Consider the following 16,701-nt stretch of genomic DNA (forward strand, 5'->3'; position numbering starts at 1 on the left):
ATTACCCCTTGGCTGCGACCCGGAAGCCATTTTCCAGGTCGGCAATTAAATCTTCAGAATCTTCAATACCGGTCGAGATACGCAGCAGCGTCTCGGAAATCCCGGCGGCGGCACGTGCTTCCGGTGCCATACCTGCGTGCGTCATGGTTGCGGCGTGGGAGATCAAGCTCTCAACTCCCCCTAAGGATTCCGCCAGCGTAAACAATGACAGCCCGCTCAGGAAGCGACGCAGCGTTTGCTCGTCACCATCCAGTTCAAAACTTAACATCGCGCCAAATCCCTTCTGCTGGCGCGCGGCAATCTCGTGCCCCTGGTTTTCCGGCAGCGACGGGTGATAAAGCTTCTTCACCAGCGGCTGGGTTTGCAGGAAATCCACGATCGCCTGGGCATTACGCTGCGCCACGTCCATACGCGGCGACAGCGTGCGGATGCCGCGCAACAGCAGGTAGCTGTCGAACGCGCCCGCGGTGACGCCGATGTTATTGGCCCACCATGCCAGTTCCGTGACAACGTCGGGATCTTTTGCAATCACCACGCCCGCCACCACGTCAGAATGGCCGTTCAGATATTTAGTGCATGAATGCAACACCAGATCGGCACCCAGTGCCAGTGGGTTCTGAAGGGCCGGACTGAGGAACGTATTATCCACTACACTTATCGCTCCCGCATCCCTTGCGAGCTGACAAATTTTCGCAATGTCGACAACGCGCAACAATGGATTGCTTGGACTTTCCACCAGAACGAGCTTCGGCTGCTCGGCAAGCGCCTGTTTCAGCGCCTGTTCGTCGTTTTGATCGACAAACAGCACGCGGTAGCAGCCACGCTTTGCCAGGCTGTCAAACAGACGATAGCTGCCGCCGTAACAGTCGTGCGGTGCTACAAGCAGATCGCCAGGCTTCAGGAACACCGTGGTCACCAGGTGAATAGCAGACATGCCGGTATTGGTTAATACCGCACCCGCGCCGCCTTCCAGTTCCGCCAGCGCGCGCTGAGTGACGTCACGCGTAGGATTGCCGCGACGCGAGTAATCATGCGCGCGGGGTTCATTAAATCCGGTGAAATTGTAGGTACTGGAGAGATGAATCGGCGGGACAACGCAGCCGTACTGCTCGTCATCATTCAATCCGCTACGCACTGCGATGGTGGCCTGTTTACGCGTCATGGTGAGGGCTTCCTGGCGAATGAGGTGAAAAGTCAGCCACCAGAGTAAACATTGAAAGTATGGACGTCAATACATCTGGACATCTAAACTTCTTTGCGTATAGATTGAGCAATGCGCAAATAGCCGTTAAAATTATATGCTTTAGGACACGCTACAGCGGCAATATCCGTGCCTCGGTATCGTCTCTACGGTAAACTACGCAAGATTACGGTTCAAAACCCGTCAGTTACCGGTTTTGCGCCTTTAGATTAATGACTGAGAGGATTAAAGGTATCTCATGGCTGAATGGAGCGGCGAATATATCAGCCCATACGCTGAGCACGGTAAGAAGAGTGAGCAAGTCAAGAAAATCACGGTTTCCATTCCTCTGAAGGTGTTGAAGATCCTCACCGATGAACGCACGCGTCGTCAGGTGAACAACCTGCGTCACGCCACCAACAGCGAACTGCTGTGCGAAGCGTTCCTGCATGCGTTTACCGGTCAACCGTTGCCAAACGATGAAGATCTGCGCAAAGAGCGCAGTGACGAAATCCCGGAAGAGGCGAAGGTGATCATGCGTGAGCTGGGCATCGACCCGGAGACGTGGGAATACTGACTGCGGTGCGATCCCGCTGAGGGTACTCAGCGGGATGGTTTCTCAGAAGTTGTAGCCTAAGCCGACACGCAGACGCGTCTGTCGGTCGTCAGTGGTAGCGGTGTTGTAGCCGGAAGAGACATTACCCACTTCCACAAATGGCACCCACGAATCGATGTTATACGCCACGCGGAAGTTATATTCATAATCCTCTTTTTTGTTGTTATACAGATCTTCATTGTCGGCGAACTTATAAATTCCGTTCAGTTCGAACATCCAGTTTTCGATATTATATCCCAGCCACATTTCCGGGCGATATACCATACGATCATCTTTACCGTCTGCATTACGGCGAGTATATTCAGAACGATAACGGAACGCCGTCCACCAGCTTTCGTTAATATTATACTGCACGCGTAAATACGGTTTATAAATAGCCATATCGTCGCCCATTTCAACGGCGACACCCGGCTGCCAGATAAATCCCTGCCAGGTGAACTGGTAGCTGGCAGTATATTCGTTGCTGTTGCTCTCCATATTAGTGAGCGCATCATTAGATTGCTTTTCATCGGAGCGTGAGACGGCCTCTACAGCTACCCCAAAGCCCGTACCGAAACGGTGTGACATGTACACACGGTCATAGTTACGTCCATCATCGTAATACTCGTGTCGGTAATCCACATACCCCGCCTGCGCCGCGCACGATAGTAATGGAAGCACGAATAACAATTGCTTCAGCTTCATCCTTTTTCCCTCACGTAAATACACCCTGAAAGCCATCGCTGCTCAAATGGCAAATAAGAATATATGTCGAGCGCAGTGTAATTTTACCCGCAGAGGGAAACCTTTTATTTATTGCCATGTAAGGCGATAAAATGGCAAACAGGCCAAGAATACAGAGATAAAGCTCACTATCCGTATAAATAGGATTATATTGAATGACGATGTTTATTTTTCGGGAAATTTAAAATATATATTTAAAGTGGGAATATAAATTTAAAATTAATTCAGGTGAGATATTACAGGCACAAAAAAACCGCCCGGAGGCGGTTTCTTCTGGATGCTTATTTAGCACCCGGGATGCTGAAACGCTTGTTGAAGCGGTCAACACGGCCACCGGTTGCAACATCACGCTGCTTACCAGTGTAGAACGGGTGGCATTTGCCGCACACGTCCAGGTTCAGATCGTGACCCACGGTGGAGCGGATCTGGATAGAGTTACCGCAAGAGCAGTTTGCAGTAATCATTTCGTATTTCGGGTGAATATCTTTTTTCATGGGAGAACCTCAGTTAAGGCCGCGTCGCTCTTCCAGCCCTAACGCCAGACACCACGCGATGTTGAATGTAAGTTCTTTGGCGTAAAATACACCAAAGGCGGCGAATCATACAGAATTTGACCAACGTATGCAAACTGATCCGCACGCCGCTTTCACTAATGTGTATACTAACGCGCCACTTTTCAAGTCAGGAAGATTCGATGCCCGTCGCTCACGTTGCCCTGCCCGTTCCGCTTCCCCGTACCTTTGACTACCTGCTGCCCGACAGCATGAGCGCCAAAGCGGGCTGTCGCGTGACCGTGCCGTTTGGCAAACAGCAGCGCGTCGGGATCGTAGTGTCCATCAGCGATAAAAGCGAACTGCCCCTTAACGAGCTGAAATCGGTCGTTGAGGTGCTGGACGATGAACCGGTTTACTCTTCCAGTACCTGGCGGCTGCTGCTGTGGGCAGCGGATTACTATCACCATCCGGTTGGCGACGTCCTGTTCCACGCCCTGCCCATCATGCTGCGTCAGGGCAAGCGCGCCAGCCATGCGCCCATGTGGTACTGGTTTGCCACCGAGCAGGGGCAGGCGGTCGATATTAATAGCCTCAAGCGCTCGCAGAAACAGCAGCAGGCGCTGGCCGCGCTGCGTCAGGGAAAAATCTGGCGCCATCAGGTCGACGAGCTTGAGGTGAGCGAAACCGCGTTACAGGCATTAAGGAAGAAAGGGCTGAGCGAGCTGGCCAGCGAAGCACCTGCCCTTCACGACTGGCGCGACGGCTTTTCCGTGTCGGGCGATCGCCTGCGTCTGAATACCGAGCAGGCCACCGCCGTGGGCGCGATTCACAGTGCCGCCGATCGTTTCTCCGCCTGGCTGCTGGCGGGCGTCACCGGCTCCGGTAAAACCGAAGTTTATCTGAGCGTGCTGGAAAACGTGCTCGCGCAGGGGAAACAGGCGCTGGTGATGGTGCCGGAAATCGGCCTGACGCCGCAAACCATCGCCCGCTTCCGTGAACGCTTTAACGCGCCCGTTGAGGTGCTGCACTCCGGCCTGAACGACAGCGAGCGCCTCAGCGCCTGGCTGAAGGCGAAAAATGGCGAAGCGGCGATTGTTATCGGCACCCGTTCCTCGCTGTTTACGCCGTTTAAAAACCTCGGCGTTATCGTGATCGATGAAGAGCACGACAGCTCCTATAAACAGCAGGAAGGCTGGCGCTATCACGCCCGCGATCTGGCGGTCTACCGCGCGCACAGCGAGCAAATCCCCATTATTCTCGGGTCCGCTACGCCCGCGCTTGAAACGCTGCACAACGTGCGCCAGCGTAAATACCACATGCTGCGCCTGACGCGCCGCGCAGGGAATGCCCGCCCGGCCATCCAGCACGTGCTGGATCTGAAAGGCCAGCAGGTACAGGCCGGGCTAGCGCCTGCACTGATTAGCCGCATGCGCCAGCATTTGCAGGCGGGCAACCAGGTGATCCTGTTCCTGAACCGCCGCGGCTTCGCGCCTGCGCTGCTGTGCCACGACTGCGGCTGGATTGCAGAGTGTCCGCGCTGCGATCACTACTACACCTTCCACCAGGCCCAGCGCCACCTGCGCTGCCACCACTGCGACAGCCAGCGTCCGGTGCCGCGCCAGTGCCCGTCGTGCGGATCAACGCACATCGTGCCGGTCGGTCTGGGCACGGAACAGCTTGAACAGGCGCTCGCGCCCTTCTTCCCGGACGTGCCCATCTCCCGTATCGACCGGGACACCACCAGCCGTAAAGGGGCGCTGGAGCAGCAGCTGGCGGAAGTGCATCGCGGCGGGGCGCGCATCCTGATTGGCACCCAGATGCTGGCGAAAGGACACCACTTCCCGGACGTGACGCTGGTTGCCCTGCTGGACGTCGACGGCGCGCTGTTCTCGGCAGATTTCCGCTCCGCCGAGCGTTTCGCCCAGCTTTATACCCAGGTTGCCGGGCGCGCCGGACGCGCGGGTAAACAGGGCGAGGTCGTACTGCAAACGCACCATCCTGAACATCCGCTGCTGCAAACCCTGCTGCATAAAGGCTATGACGCCTTCGCGGACCAGGCGCTGGCTGAACGCCAGACGATGCAGCTTCCCCCGTGGACCAGCCACGTCATCATCCGTGCGGAAGATCATAACAACCAGCAGGCGCCGCTGTTTCTGCAACAGCTGAGAAATCTCCTGCAAGCCAGCCCGCTGGTGGATAATCAGCTGTGGATTTTAGGCCCGGTCCCCGCGCTCGCCCCGAAACGCGGTGGCCGTTTCCGCTGGCAACTCTTGCTTCAGCACCCTTCGCGTATCCGTTTACAGCAGATCGTCAGCGGCACGCTGGCGCTGATCAATACCCTGCCGGAAGCGCGAAAAGTGAAGTGGGTTCTGGACGTCGATCCGATTGAAGGCTGAATGCGGATCGAAAAATTTAACTCGCCTCACACTTTTTATGAAAATTCTGTAACCGATTCCATTAACTATCTGTAAAAATGGTGCTGTACGCAGTTCGGTGTTCAGGCGAGGAGAAGACGTTGAAGTCCAGGAAAGAGGTTGCCTCGGCGACCATGAAAGACGTTGCCGAGAAAGCACAAGTCTCAACAGCAACCGTGTCCCGCGCATTGATGAACCCTGACAAAGTCTCCCAGGCAACCCGAAACCGGGTTGAAAAGGCGGCGCTTGAGGTGGGTTATTTCCCGCAAGCCATGGGGCGCAACGTTAAACGCAATGAATCCCGCACCATCCTGGTGATCGTGCCGGACATCTGCGATCCCTTCTTCAGCGAAATCATTCGCGGCATTGAGGTTACCGCCGCTGCCCAGGGCTATCTGGTGCTGATTGGTGACTGTGCCCACCAGAACCAGCAGGAAAAAACGTTCATCGACCTGATCATCACCAAGCAGATTGACGGCATGCTGCTGCTTGGCTCGCGCCTGCCGTTTGATGCCAGCATCGAAGAACAGCGCAATCTACCGCCGATGGTCATGGCGAACGAGTTTGCGCCGGAGCTGGAGCTGCCGACCGTACATATCGACAACCTCACCGCCGCGTTCAACGCCGTGAACTATCTTCAGGAGCTGGGGCATAAGCGTATCGGGTGTATTGCCGGGCCAGAAGAGATGCCGCTGTGTCATTACCGGTTGCAGGGCTACGTTCAGGCGCTGCGCCGTACCGGGGCTATCGTCGATCCGCACTACATTGCGCGCGGTGATTTCACCTTTGAAGCGGGCGGGCAGGCGCTGGAAAAATTGCTGGCCTTGCCAGAACCGCCTACCGCGGTGTTCTGCCACAGCGACGTGATGGCGCTGGGCGCATTATCTTACGCCAAACGTCACGGCCTGCGCGTGCCGCAGGACCTGTCGATTATCGGCTTTGATAATATTTCGCTTTCGGAATTTTGCGATCCGCCGCTTTCGACCGTTGCACAACCGCGGTATGACATTGGCCGGGAAGCGATGCTGCTTTTGCTGGATCAGCTGCACGGTCAAACAGTTAGCAGCGGGTCACGGCTACTGGATTGTGAGCTGATTGTGCGCGGCTCTACCCAGGCATTAACTTAAAGTAAATACCTTTCTACACCCTTATCTGGTCAAAGCCCCGTCGCTTAAGTAACATGGCGGGCTGACGAACGAATAAATACAGCGAAACGATAGTGGCACAACGAGATTATGTACGTCGCGGCCAGCCGGCACCTTCGCGACGCAAAAAGAGTAGTTCAAAAAGCAAGCAACGTAGCCTGTCTGCTGTCTCTCCAGCCATGGTCGCCATTGCTGCGGCCGTGCTGGTGGCCTTTATTGGCGGCCTCTACTTCATTACGCACCATAAAAAAGAAGAGTCTGAAGCCCTTCAGGGCAACAAGGTCGTCGGTAACGGCCTGCCTCCGAAGCCTGAAGAGCGCTGGCGCTACATTAAAGAGCTGGAAAGCCGCCAGCCAGGCGTACGTGCGCCTACCGAACCTTCTGCCGGGGGTGAAGTGAAGAATGCCGATCAGCTAACGGACGAACAGCGTCAGTTGCTGGCACAGATGCAGGCCGATATGCGCCAGCAGCCTACGCAGCTGAACGAAGTGCCGTGGAACGAACAAACCCCGGCGCAGCGTCAGCAAACGTTGCAGCGCCAGCGTCAGGCTCAGCAGCAAACGCAGCAGCAGCAGTGGACGCAAACGCAGCCGGTACAGCAGCCGCGCACCCAACCGCAGCAACAGACGCGTACCGTGCAAACGCAGCCTGTCCAGCAGCAGCCGAAAGCGCAGCCGCAGAAGCAAACGGCACAGCCGTATCAGGATCTGTTGCAGACGCCTGCGCATACCACTGCGCAACAGCCAAAAACGCAGCAGGCTGCGCCGGTCACCAAAGAGACCGAGGCGCCGAAGCAGACGGCGGAGAAAAAAGATGAACGCCGCTGGATGGTTCAGTGCGGCTCGTTTAAAGGCGCCGAGCAGGCCGAAACGGTGCGTGCTCAGCTGGCATTTGAAGGATTTGACTCACGCATTACCACCAATAACGGCTGGAATCGCGTGGTGATTGGCCCGGTCAAAGGCAAAGAAAACGCAGACGGCACCATTTCCCGTTTGAAAGTGGCTGGCCACACAAACTGCATTCGACTCGCCTCCGGGGGTTGAAACCCCCGAAATCCCCCCCATCTATCATTTAATTCAGCCCTGAGCACAGGCTCAGGGTTTCTGTTTCCCGAATCTGTAACCAGGGGGTCTGCTCGTGACAACAATAGTAAGTGTACGCCGTAACGGCCAGGTGGTAATTGCCGGTGATGGCCAGGCCACGCTGGGTAATACCGTCATGAAAGGCAACGTGAAGAAAGTCCGTCGTCTTTATAACGACAAAGTGATCGCCGGTTTCGCGGGCGGCACGGCGGATGCCTTCACGCTGTTTGAACTGTTTGAACGCAAACTGGAAATGCATCAGGGTCATCTGGTGAAAGCCGCCGTTGAGCTGGCAAAAGACTGGCGTACCGACCGCATGCTGCGCAAGCTCGAAGCGCTGCTGGCCGTGGCCGACGAAAACGCCTCGCTGATCATCACCGGTAACGGTGACGTGGTTCAGCCTGAAAACGACCTGATTGCCATCGGCTCTGGCGGCCCGTACGCCCAGGCCGCAGCCCGTGCGCTGTTGGAAAATACCGACATGAACGCGCGCGATATCGCGGTGAAAGCGTTGGATATTGCAGGTGATATCTGCATCTATACCAACCACAATCACACCATCGAAGAATTGACCTCCAAAGCGTAAGGATCGCCCATGTCTGAAATGACCCCACGCGAAATTGTCAGCGAACTGAACAAACACATTATCGGCCAGGACAACGCCAAGCGCTCCGTGGCTATCGCACTGCGTAACCGCTGGCGTCGCATGCAGCTCGACGAAGAGCTGCGCCACGAAGTGACGCCGAAAAACATTCTGATGATCGGCCCGACCGGGGTGGGTAAAACCGAAATCGCCCGTCGTCTGGCCAAGCTGGCTAACGCGCCGTTCATCAAAGTGGAAGCCACCAAGTTCACCGAAGTGGGCTATGTGGGTAAAGAAGTGGACTCCATCATCCGCGATTTGACCGATTCGGCAATTAAGATGGTGCGCGTCCAGGCGATCGAGAAAAACCGCTATCGCGCCGAAGAGATGGCCGAAGAGCGCATTCTCGACGTGCTGATCCCACCGGCAAAAAACAACTGGGGACAGGCTGAACAGCAGGCTGAACCGTCTGCTGCGCGTCAGGCATTCCGCAAAAAGCTGCGCGAAGGTGAACTGGACGATAAAGAGATTGAGATCGATCTCGCTGCCGCGCCGATGGGCGTAGAAATCATGGCGCCTCCGGGCATGGAAGAGATGACCAGCCAGTTGCAGTCCATGTTCCAGAACCTGGGCGGCCAGAAGCAGAAAGCGCGTAAGCTGAAAATCAAAGACGCGATGAAGCTGCTGATTGAAGAAGAAGCCGCGAAGCTGGTTAACCCGGAAGAGCTGAAACAGGACGCTATCGACGCCGTTGAGCAGCACGGTATCGTCTTTATCGACGAAATCGACAAAATCTGTAAGCGCGGCAACGCGTCCGGCCCGGATGTTTCCCGCGAAGGTGTTCAGCGCGACCTGCTGCCGCTGGTAGAAGGTTGCACCGTTTCCACCAAGCACGGCATGGTGAAAACTGACCACATTCTGTTTATCGCCTCCGGCGCGTTCCAGATTGCCAGTCCGTCTGACCTGATTCCGGAACTCCAGGGTCGTCTGCCTATCCGCGTTGAGTTGCAGGCGCTGACCACCGAAGATTTCGAACGTATCCTGACCGAGCCAAACGCTTCTGTGACTGTACAGTACAAAGCGCTGATGGCCACCGAAGGCGTGAACATTGAATTTACCGATGACGGTATCAAGCGCATCGCCCAGGCCGCGTGGCAGGTCAACGAGACCACCGAGAACATCGGTGCGCGTCGTCTGCACACCGTGCTGGAACGCCTGATGGAAGACATCTCTTATGATGCGAGCGACCTTAACGGTCAAAGCATTACCATTGACGCAGACTATGTGAGCAAACACCTGGATGCGTTAGTGGCAGATGAAGATCTGAGCCGTTTTATTCTATAATCGCGTTCAATGCATTTTCATCACTGTTGATGGGGGCTATTGCCCCCATTTTTTATTGGCTAAATAACTATGACTGATATCAGCCGTACGCAGGCGTGGCTCGAAAGTCTGCGCCCTAAAACGCTTCCTCTGGCTTTTGCCGCTATTATTGTCGGCACCGCGCTTGCCTGGTGGCAGGGGCATTTCGATCCGCTGGTGGCAGGTCTGGCGCTCATTACCGCCGGGCTGCTGCAAATCCTCTCTAACCTCGCGAATGATTATGGCGATGCGGTAAAAGGCAGCGACAAGCCTGACCGTATCGGGCCACTGCGCGGGATGCAAAAAGGGGTGATCACCCAGGCACAGATGAAGCGGGCGTTGATTATCACCGTGGTGTTAATTTGCCTGTCCGGGCTGGCGCTGGTGACGGTCGCCTCGAAAACCACCAGCGACTTCATTGGCTTCCTGGTGCTGGGCCTGCTCGCCATTATTGCGGCCATTACCTATACCGTCGGCACGCGCCCTTACGGGTATATTGGCCTGGGCGATATCTCCGTGCTGGTTTTCTTCGGCTGGCTAAGCGTGATGGGAAGCTGGTACTTGCAGGCACATACGGTGATCCCTGCCCTGTTCCTGCCCGCGACCGCCTGTGGCCTGCTGGCGACAGCGGTGCTAAATATCAATAACCTGCGCGACATCGACAGCGACCGCGAGAACGGTAAAAACACCCTTGCGGTGCGTCTGGGGCCGGTGAATGCACGCCGCTATCACGCCTGCCTGCTCATCGGCGCGCTGGTCTGCCTGGCGCTGTTCAACCTGATTTCTCTGCACAGCCTGTGGGGCTGGCTGTTTGTGCTCGCCGCACCGCTGTTGATTAAGCAGGCCCGTTACGTGATGCGTGAACTTAGCCCGGCCGCCATGCCGCCGATGCTGGAACGCACGGTAAAAGGCGCATTGCTGACTAACCTGCTGTTCGTCATCGGGATTGTCTTAAGCCAGACGCTGAGTTAGCTGACAAATATCAATTAACAATTGATGATTTTGCCAACAACGCATTTCGCACGATATACTGAACACATTCGCAGCAACAGAGCGTTAAACCTATGAAATACGATACCTCCGAGCTTTGCGACATCTACCAGGAAGATGTCAACGTCGTTGAACCCCTGTTTTCCAACTTTGGCGGACGGTCGTCATTTGGCGGGCAAATCATCACGGTGAAATGTTTCGAGGACAACGGGTTGCTGTACGATCTGCTCGAAGAGAACGGCCGTGGCCGCGTCCTGCTGGTGGACGGTGGCGGTTCAGTACGCCGCGCACTGATCGATGCAGACCTTGCCCGCCTTGCCGTGCAAAACGAGTGGGAAGGGATTGTGGTCTACGGCTCCGTGCGCCAGGTGGACGATCTGGAAGACCTGGATATCGGGATTCAGGCCATTGCCGCCATTCCGGTTGGCGCAGCGGGTGAAGGCATCGGCGAAAGCGACGTGCGCGTCAATTTCGGCGGCGTAACCTTCTTCTCCGGCGACCATCTTTATGCCGACAATACCGGGATTATCCTTTCCGAAGATGCGCTGGACATTGAGTAGTTAATCGGTAAGCGAGCTCTATAAAAAAAGCCGGGTGGCGGCTTCGCCTTACCCGGCTTACTCAATTCATTCCCAAGGAAATCAGACTTCTTCCATACGTCCCAGCAGCGCCTGCAAGCGATCCTGCCAGCCGTTCTGCTGTTCGCGCAGCTGGTTGTTTTCGCGCTCCAGTTCTTCGCGGCTGTGCTGAGCGTTCTGAACTTCCTGAGACAGGGAGTTGTTCTTCTCTTTCAGCTCTTCAATTTCCATTTGCAGCAGCGTGATGGTGTCAATCGCCTGCTGTACTTTCGATTCCAGTTTCTCAAACACTTCTAAAGACATGATCCTACCTCTCCTGAATTGCAAGGCGACGCTTTAAGATAAACGCGCACAACATATGTTCCGATTGTATGGAGCGCCGTCGCCCCTGTCCAGCGGCATGCCACGCAGATCGCGGTTTGCAACACTTTTCGGCCTCGTCCTGGTGCGTTCGCCGCATATACCCCTAAGTTGTTAACCCATAAGTTAAAGAAATGATTCAGCCCATAATCATTATCTGATGCAAAAACGCGCTTTATGGCGCGAAAACGCTCATTTTATTGACACAGACCACACATTTCGATTTCGATATTTCTCGTTTGTGCTCGTTAACGATAAATTAACACTGTGTCTACAGGACACCGTGACTGTCACGGGCGGTCACGCAAACAATAAACATTACTCTTTTGCAGGATTCCGATTATGAGTCAGACATCAACCTTAAAAGGCCAGTGCATTGCCGAGTTTCTGGGTACCGGGTTGTTGATATTCTTCGGAGTAGGCTGTGTCGCTGCACTGAAAGTGGCGGGTGCCAGTTTTGGTCAGTGGGAAATCAGTATTATCTGGGGTCTGGGCGTGGCGATGGCCATCTACCTGACCGCAGGCGTTTCCGGCGCACATCTTAACCCGGCGGTGACCATCGCATTGTGGCTGTTCGCGTGCTTTGACGGACGCAAAGTTGTCCCTTTCATCATTTCACAATTTGCCGGCGCCTTTTGCGCAGCGGCGTTAGTTTACGGGCTTTATTACAATCTTTTCAGCGACTTCGAGCAGACGCACCACATGGTGCGTGGTAGTGTCGAAAGTCTGGATCTGGCGGGCATTTTCTCAACGTATCCGAATCCGCATATTAATTTTGTGCAGGCGTTCGCAGTTGAAATGGTGATTACCGCTATTCTGATGGGCGTCATTATGGCGCTGGGCGACGACGGAAACGGCATTCCGCGCGGCCCGCTGGCGCCGCTGCTGATTGGCCTGCTGATTGCGGTTATCGGCGCGTCGATGGGGCCGCTGACCGGCTTTGCAATGAACCCGGCGCGCGACCTGGGCCCAAAAACCTTCGCCTTCTTTGCCGGATGGGGCGACGTCGCCTTCACTGGCGGCAAGGACATTCCTTACTTCCTGGTTCCGCTGTTCGGGCCAATCGTAGGGGCGGCGCTGGGCGCATTTGGCTATCGCAAATTAATTGGTCGCCACTTACCGTGCGACACCTGTGTGGAAGAGGAAAAAGAGACGACTTCCACCGCACAACAAAAAGCTTCGCTGTAATCTGACTACGGGACACATACCATGACCGAAAAAAAATATATCGTTGCGCTCGACCAGGGCACTACCAGCTCCCGCGCTGTCGTAATGGATCACGACGCGAACATTGTCAGCGTGTCTCAACGCGAATTTGAGCAAATTTATCCGCGTCCAGGCTGGGTAGAACACGACCCAATGGAGATCTGGGCGTCACAAAGCTCCACGCTGGTGGAAGTACTGGCAAAAGCCGACATCAGTTCTGACGAGATTGCTGCTATCGGTATCACCAACCAGCGTGAAACCACCGTTGTCTGGGAGCGCGAAACCGGTAAGCCAATCTACAACGCCATTGTCTGGCAGTGCCGCCGCACGTCAGAGATCTGCGAAAAGCTGAAGCGCGACGGGATGGAAGAGTACATCCGCAGCGCAACCGGTCTGGTCATTGATCCCTATTTCTCCGGCACCAAAGTGAAGTGGATCCTCGATCATGTGGAAGGTTCACGCGAGCGCGCACGACGCGGCGAGTTGCTGTTCGGCACCGTCGATACCTGGCTTATCTGGAAGATGACACAGGGACGCGTTCACGTCACCGACTACACCAACGCCTCGCGCACCATGCTGTTCAACATCAACACCCTGGAGTGGGATGACAAGATGCTGGACGCGCTGGACATTCCGCGCGCCATGCTGCCACAGGTGCGTAAATCTTCAGAAGTGTACGGCCAGACCAACATCGGCGGTAAAGGCGGCACGCGTATTCCTATCGCCGGTATCGCCGGTGACCAGCAGGCGGCGCTGTTCGGCCAGCTGTGCGTTAAGGAAGGGATGGCGAAGAACACGTACGGTACCGGCTGCTTTATGCTGATGAACACCGGTGAGAAAGCGGTGAAATCAGAAAACGGTCTGCTGACCACCATCGCCTGCGGCCCACGCGGTGAGGTGAACTATGCCCTGGAAGGGGCGGTATTCATGGCGGGCGCGTCCATTCAGTGGCTGCGCGACGAGATGAAGCTGATCAGCGATGCGTTTGACTCCGAATACTTTGCGACTAAGGTGAAAGACACCAACGGCGTATATGTGGTGCCCGCGTTTACCGGTCTGGGCGCACCGTACTGGGATCCGTACGCCCGCGGCGCGATTTTCGGCCTGACGCGTGGTGTAAACTCAAACCACATCATCCGTGCGACCCTGGAATCCATCGCCTACCAGACGCGCGACGTGCTGGAAGCGATGCAGGCCGACTCCGGCATTCGTCTGCACGCCCTGCGCGTGGACGGCGGCGCGGTGGCCAACAACTTCCTGATGCAGTTCCAGTCCGACATTCTGGGCACCCGCGTTGAGCGTCCTGAGGTGCGAGAAGTGACGGCGCTTGGCGCAGCGTATCTGGCAGGCCTGGCGGTTGGCTTCTGGCAAAACCTCGATGAGCTTCAGGAAAAAGCGGTCATCGAACGCGAATTCCGTCCTGGGATCGAAACCACCGAGCGCAACTACCGCTACAGCGGATGGAAGAAAGCGGTGAAACGTGCCCTGGCATGGGAAGAGCACGACGAGTAAGCCTATATTCCCTCTCCTCTGGGGAGAGGGGTAGGGTGAGGGGCTCCGACCGCACCGGTCCCTCGCCCCTCCCCACTCTGTGATAAACTTCGTGCAATTCCTTTTGATTGTACGAGTACCTCATGAAACGTGAACTTGCTATCGAGTTTTCCCGCGTCACCGAAGCTGCCGCCCTTGCAGGCTATAAGTGGCTGGGTCGTGGCGACAAAAATACCGCAGACGGCGCAGCCGTCCACGCCATGCGCATTGTGCTTAATCAGGTCAATATCGACGGCACTATCGTCATTGGCGAAGGCGAAATCGACGAAGCCCCGATGCTCTACATCGGTGAAAAAGTCGGGACCGGCAAAGGCGATGCGGTAGATATTGCGGTCGACCCGATTGAAGGCACGCGCATGACGGCGATGGGCCAGGCCAATGCGCTGGCGGTGCTGGCCGTGGGCGATAAAGGCTGCTTCCTCAACGCGCCGGACATGTACATGGAAAAGCTGATTGTCGGCCCAGGCGCGAAAGGCGCAATCGACCTCAGCCTGCCGCTGGATGCCAACCTGCGCAATATCGCGGCGGCGCTGGGTAAACCGCTCAACGAACTCACCGTGACCATTCTGGCGAAACCGCGCCACGACGCCACCATCTCTTATCTGCAAGCACTCGGCGTGCGCGTGTTTGCCATTCCGGATGGCGACGTAGCCGCCTCTATTCTGACCTGCATGCCGGACAGCGAAGTCGACGTGCTTTACGGCATCGGCGGCGCACCGGAAGGCGTGGTCTCTGCGGCAGTGATCCGCGCGCTGGACGGTGATATGCAGGCGCGCCTGCTGCCACGCCATGAGGTTAAAGGCGACAGCGACGAGAACCGCCGCATCGGTGAAGACGAGCTGGCGCGCTGTGCCGCGATGGGCATCGAAGCCAATAAAGTGCTCGCCCTGAGCGATATGGTCCGCAGCGATAACGTGGTCTTCTCCGCCACCGGCATCACCAAAGGCGATCTGCTGGACGGCATCACCCGCAAGGGCAACATGGCCACCACCGAAACCCTGCTGATCCGCGGTAAATCCCGCACCATTCGCCGCATTCAGTCCATTCATTATCTCGATCGCAAAGACCCGGACGTGCAGACGCACATTCTGTAAAACCGTTTGATCGATAGAGCTTTCCGGCCCGAATGGGCTGGAAATGTTTCCCACAAGTACGGAAGATAGAAGAGAGACACAGCACAGGAGAAGATCATGGCGGACTGGGTAACAGGTAAAGTCACAAAGGTACAGTTCTGGACCGATGCGCTATTTAGCCTCACGCTGCACGCGCCCGTTCATCCGTTTACCGCCGGGCAGTTTGCCAAGCTCGGGCTGGATATCGACGGTGAACGCGTACAGCGCGCCTACTCTTACGTTAACGCGCCTGATAACCCGGATCTCGAGTTCTACCTGGTCACCGTTCCGGACGGCAAGCTCAGCCCGCGCCTTGCTGCGCTGAAACCGGGCGATGAGGTGCAGATTGTCAGCGACGCGGCAGGCTTCTTTGTGCTGGATGAAATTCCGGATTGTGAAACGCTCTGGATGCTGGCGACCGGTACGGCCATCGGCCCTTATCTCTCCATCCTGGAGTACGGCAAAGACCTGGAGCGCTTTAAGAACATCGTGCTGGTCCACGCCGCGCGTTACGCCGCCGACCTGAGCTATTTGCCGCAGATGCAGGCGCTGGAACAGCGTTACGGCGGGAAATTAAAGATTCAGACGGTGGTCAGCCGCGAAACCGCAGCCGGCTCGTTAACAGGCCGCGTTCCGGCGCTGATTGAAAGCGGCGCGCTGGAAGAGGCAGTGGGTTTACCGATGAATACCGACACCAGCCACGTGATGCTGTGCGGTAACCCGCAGATGGTGCGCGATACGCAGCAGCTCCTGAAGGATACCCGGCAGATGACGAAGCACCTTCGCCGCCGGCCGGGCCACATGACCGCTGAACACTACTGGTGATCAGCGGTACTTCACCTCAAGGGTATCTTTTCCGTATTTGTTCTCGCTCTGGGTGCCGATAAACGCGCCCAGTTCGACAACCATCATCACAAAGATAACCGTCGGCAGCAGTCTGCCCACTACCCACGGGAGAATGGAGGGCAGCATCGCCCAGTTTCCCGCCACCAGCATCCACGCCAGAATAATCAGGAAAGCCCATGCGCCGGAGCGGCCACGATCGTGCAGACGCTTCACCACCACCGCCGCGGTTGGCCACAGCAAACAGACCAGCGCAAATGCCGCGGTTTGCGTGCTCAGCCAGGCGTTGTAGGCAACGAAAAACAGAAGCAGCATGGCGATAACCCACGCAGCCATCCAGATCCAGAAGTCACGGCGTCCAATACGCCCTTTGAATGAAAACAGCCACTGCTGTATGGTCATGTAAGGTTCCTTATTATTGTTTAGCCCGCATTTTACCCTGGAGTTGTGACCTTTTGACAA

General features: G+C 56.2%; 17 protein-coding genes. 12 read left to right on the forward strand and 5 right to left on the reverse strand.

Annotated features, from left to right (window positions below):
• Position 1: 1 nt before the first annotated feature.
• Entirely contained in the window at positions 2 to 1,162 is a 1,161-nt protein-coding gene (gene metB / locus IM300_RS17170; RefSeq protein ID WP_063449724.1) for a cystathionine gamma-synthase, read from the reverse strand.
• Between the two features lie 277 nt (positions 1,163 to 1,439).
• Here metB and metJ point away from each other — a divergent pair, with 277 nt between their 5' ends.
• On the forward strand, positions 1,440 to 1,757 hold the full coding sequence (metJ, locus tag IM300_RS17175; protein WP_015966498.1) for a met regulon transcriptional regulator MetJ: 318 nt from the start codon (positions 1,440 to 1,442) through the stop codon (positions 1,755 to 1,757).
• A 42-nt stretch (positions 1,758 to 1,799) separates the two neighbouring features.
• Here the strand turns inward: metJ and IM300_RS17180 are convergent, their stop codons facing one another.
• Both IM300_RS17180 and rpmE read right to left on the reverse strand, forming a co-directional pair.
• The gene (locus tag IM300_RS17180; protein WP_102750817.1) at positions 1,800 to 2,480 is read right to left on the reverse strand and encodes an oligogalacturonate-specific porin KdgM family protein; all 681 of its coding nucleotides are present in this window, start codon (positions 2,478 to 2,480) and stop codon (positions 1,800 to 1,802) included.
• A gap of 320 nt (positions 2,481 to 2,800) precedes the next feature.
• Positions 2,801 to 3,013, reverse strand: a complete 213-nt coding sequence (gene rpmE, locus IM300_RS17185; RefSeq protein ID WP_003862040.1) for a 50S ribosomal protein L31 — start codon at positions 3,011 to 3,013, stop codon at positions 2,801 to 2,803.
• A 200-nt stretch (positions 3,014 to 3,213) separates the two neighbouring features.
• Here rpmE and priA point away from each other — a divergent pair, with 200 nt between their 5' ends.
• The 7 genes from priA (at position 3,214) to rraA (ending at position 11,149) form a co-directional block, all read left to right on the forward strand.
• Entirely contained in the window at positions 3,214 to 5,409 is a 2,196-nt protein-coding gene (gene priA, locus IM300_RS17190) for a primosomal protein N' (RefSeq protein WP_063865461.1), read from the forward strand.
• 119 nt (positions 5,410 to 5,528) lie between these two features.
• On the forward strand, positions 5,529 to 6,554 hold the full coding sequence (cytR, locus tag IM300_RS17195; RefSeq protein WP_003862038.1) for a DNA-binding transcriptional regulator CytR: 1,026 nt from the start codon (positions 5,529 to 5,531) through the stop codon (positions 6,552 to 6,554).
• A gap of 92 nt (positions 6,555 to 6,646) precedes the next feature.
• Positions 6,647 to 7,615 carry a cell division protein FtsN gene (gene ftsN / locus IM300_RS17200; RefSeq protein WP_017383099.1) on the forward strand — a complete coding sequence of 323 codons (969 nt, stop codon included), beginning with the start codon at positions 6,647 to 6,649 and terminating at the stop codon, positions 7,613 to 7,615.
• 94 nt (positions 7,616 to 7,709) lie between these two features.
• The gene (gene hslV / locus IM300_RS17205; RefSeq protein WP_022649795.1) at positions 7,710 to 8,240 is read left to right on the forward strand and encodes an ATP-dependent protease subunit HslV; all 531 of its coding nucleotides are present in this window, start codon (positions 7,710 to 7,712) and stop codon (positions 8,238 to 8,240) included.
• Between the two features lie 9 nt (positions 8,241 to 8,249).
• On the forward strand, positions 8,250 to 9,581 hold the full coding sequence (gene hslU / locus IM300_RS17210) for an HslU--HslV peptidase ATPase subunit (RefSeq protein ID WP_063449721.1): 1,332 nt from the start codon (positions 8,250 to 8,252) through the stop codon (positions 9,579 to 9,581).
• Positions 9,582 to 9,644: 63 nt separating this feature from the next.
• Entirely contained in the window at positions 9,645 to 10,571 is a 927-nt protein-coding gene (menA, locus tag IM300_RS17215; protein ID WP_102750818.1) for a 1,4-dihydroxy-2-naphthoate polyprenyltransferase, read from the forward strand.
• A gap of 92 nt (positions 10,572 to 10,663) precedes the next feature.
• Positions 10,664 to 11,149, forward strand: a complete 486-nt coding sequence (gene rraA / locus IM300_RS17220) for a ribonuclease E activity regulator RraA (RefSeq protein ID WP_003862032.1) — start codon at positions 10,664 to 10,666, stop codon at positions 11,147 to 11,149.
• 81 nt (positions 11,150 to 11,230) lie between these two features.
• On the opposite strand, the gene zapB is transcribed toward rraA, so the two are convergent.
• On the reverse strand, positions 11,231 to 11,470 hold the full coding sequence (gene zapB, locus IM300_RS17225; protein ID WP_022649799.1) for a septal ring assembly protein ZapB: 240 nt from the start codon (positions 11,468 to 11,470) through the stop codon (positions 11,231 to 11,233).
• 399 nt (positions 11,471 to 11,869) lie between these two features.
• Between zapB and IM300_RS17230 the strand changes: the two genes are divergently transcribed.
• The 4 genes from IM300_RS17230 (at position 11,870) to fpr (ending at position 16,221) form a co-directional block, all read left to right on the forward strand.
• Positions 11,870 to 12,715: an MIP/aquaporin family protein gene (locus tag IM300_RS17230; RefSeq protein WP_063865458.1), complete on the forward strand. Its 846-nt coding sequence runs from the start codon at positions 11,870 to 11,872 to the stop codon at positions 12,713 to 12,715.
• 21 nt (positions 12,716 to 12,736) lie between these two features.
• A complete protein-coding gene (gene glpK, locus IM300_RS17235) occupies positions 12,737 to 14,245 on the forward strand; it encodes a glycerol kinase GlpK (protein WP_063449719.1) in 1,509 nt (502 codons plus the stop codon).
• A 122-nt stretch (positions 14,246 to 14,367) separates the two neighbouring features.
• Complete coding sequence (gene glpX, locus IM300_RS17240; RefSeq protein WP_193037544.1) at positions 14,368 to 15,378, forward strand: class II fructose-bisphosphatase; 1,011 nt, start codon at positions 14,368 to 14,370, stop codon at positions 15,376 to 15,378.
• A 96-nt stretch (positions 15,379 to 15,474) separates the two neighbouring features.
• On the forward strand, positions 15,475 to 16,221 hold the full coding sequence (gene fpr / locus IM300_RS17245) for a ferredoxin--NADP(+) reductase (protein WP_107534223.1): 747 nt from the start codon (positions 15,475 to 15,477) through the stop codon (positions 16,219 to 16,221).
• On the opposite strand, the gene IM300_RS17250 is transcribed toward fpr, so the two are convergent.
• Positions 16,222 to 16,641, reverse strand: a complete 420-nt coding sequence (locus tag IM300_RS17250) for a DUF805 domain-containing protein (protein ID WP_063865457.1) — start codon at positions 16,639 to 16,641, stop codon at positions 16,222 to 16,224.
• Positions 16,642 to 16,701: the final 60 nt, after the last annotated feature.

The organism is Enterobacter cloacae complex sp. I2, assembly GCF_014896205.1.
GTDB classification, from domain to species: Bacteria; Pseudomonadota; Gammaproteobacteria; order Enterobacterales; family Enterobacteriaceae; genus Enterobacter; species Enterobacter quasihormaechei.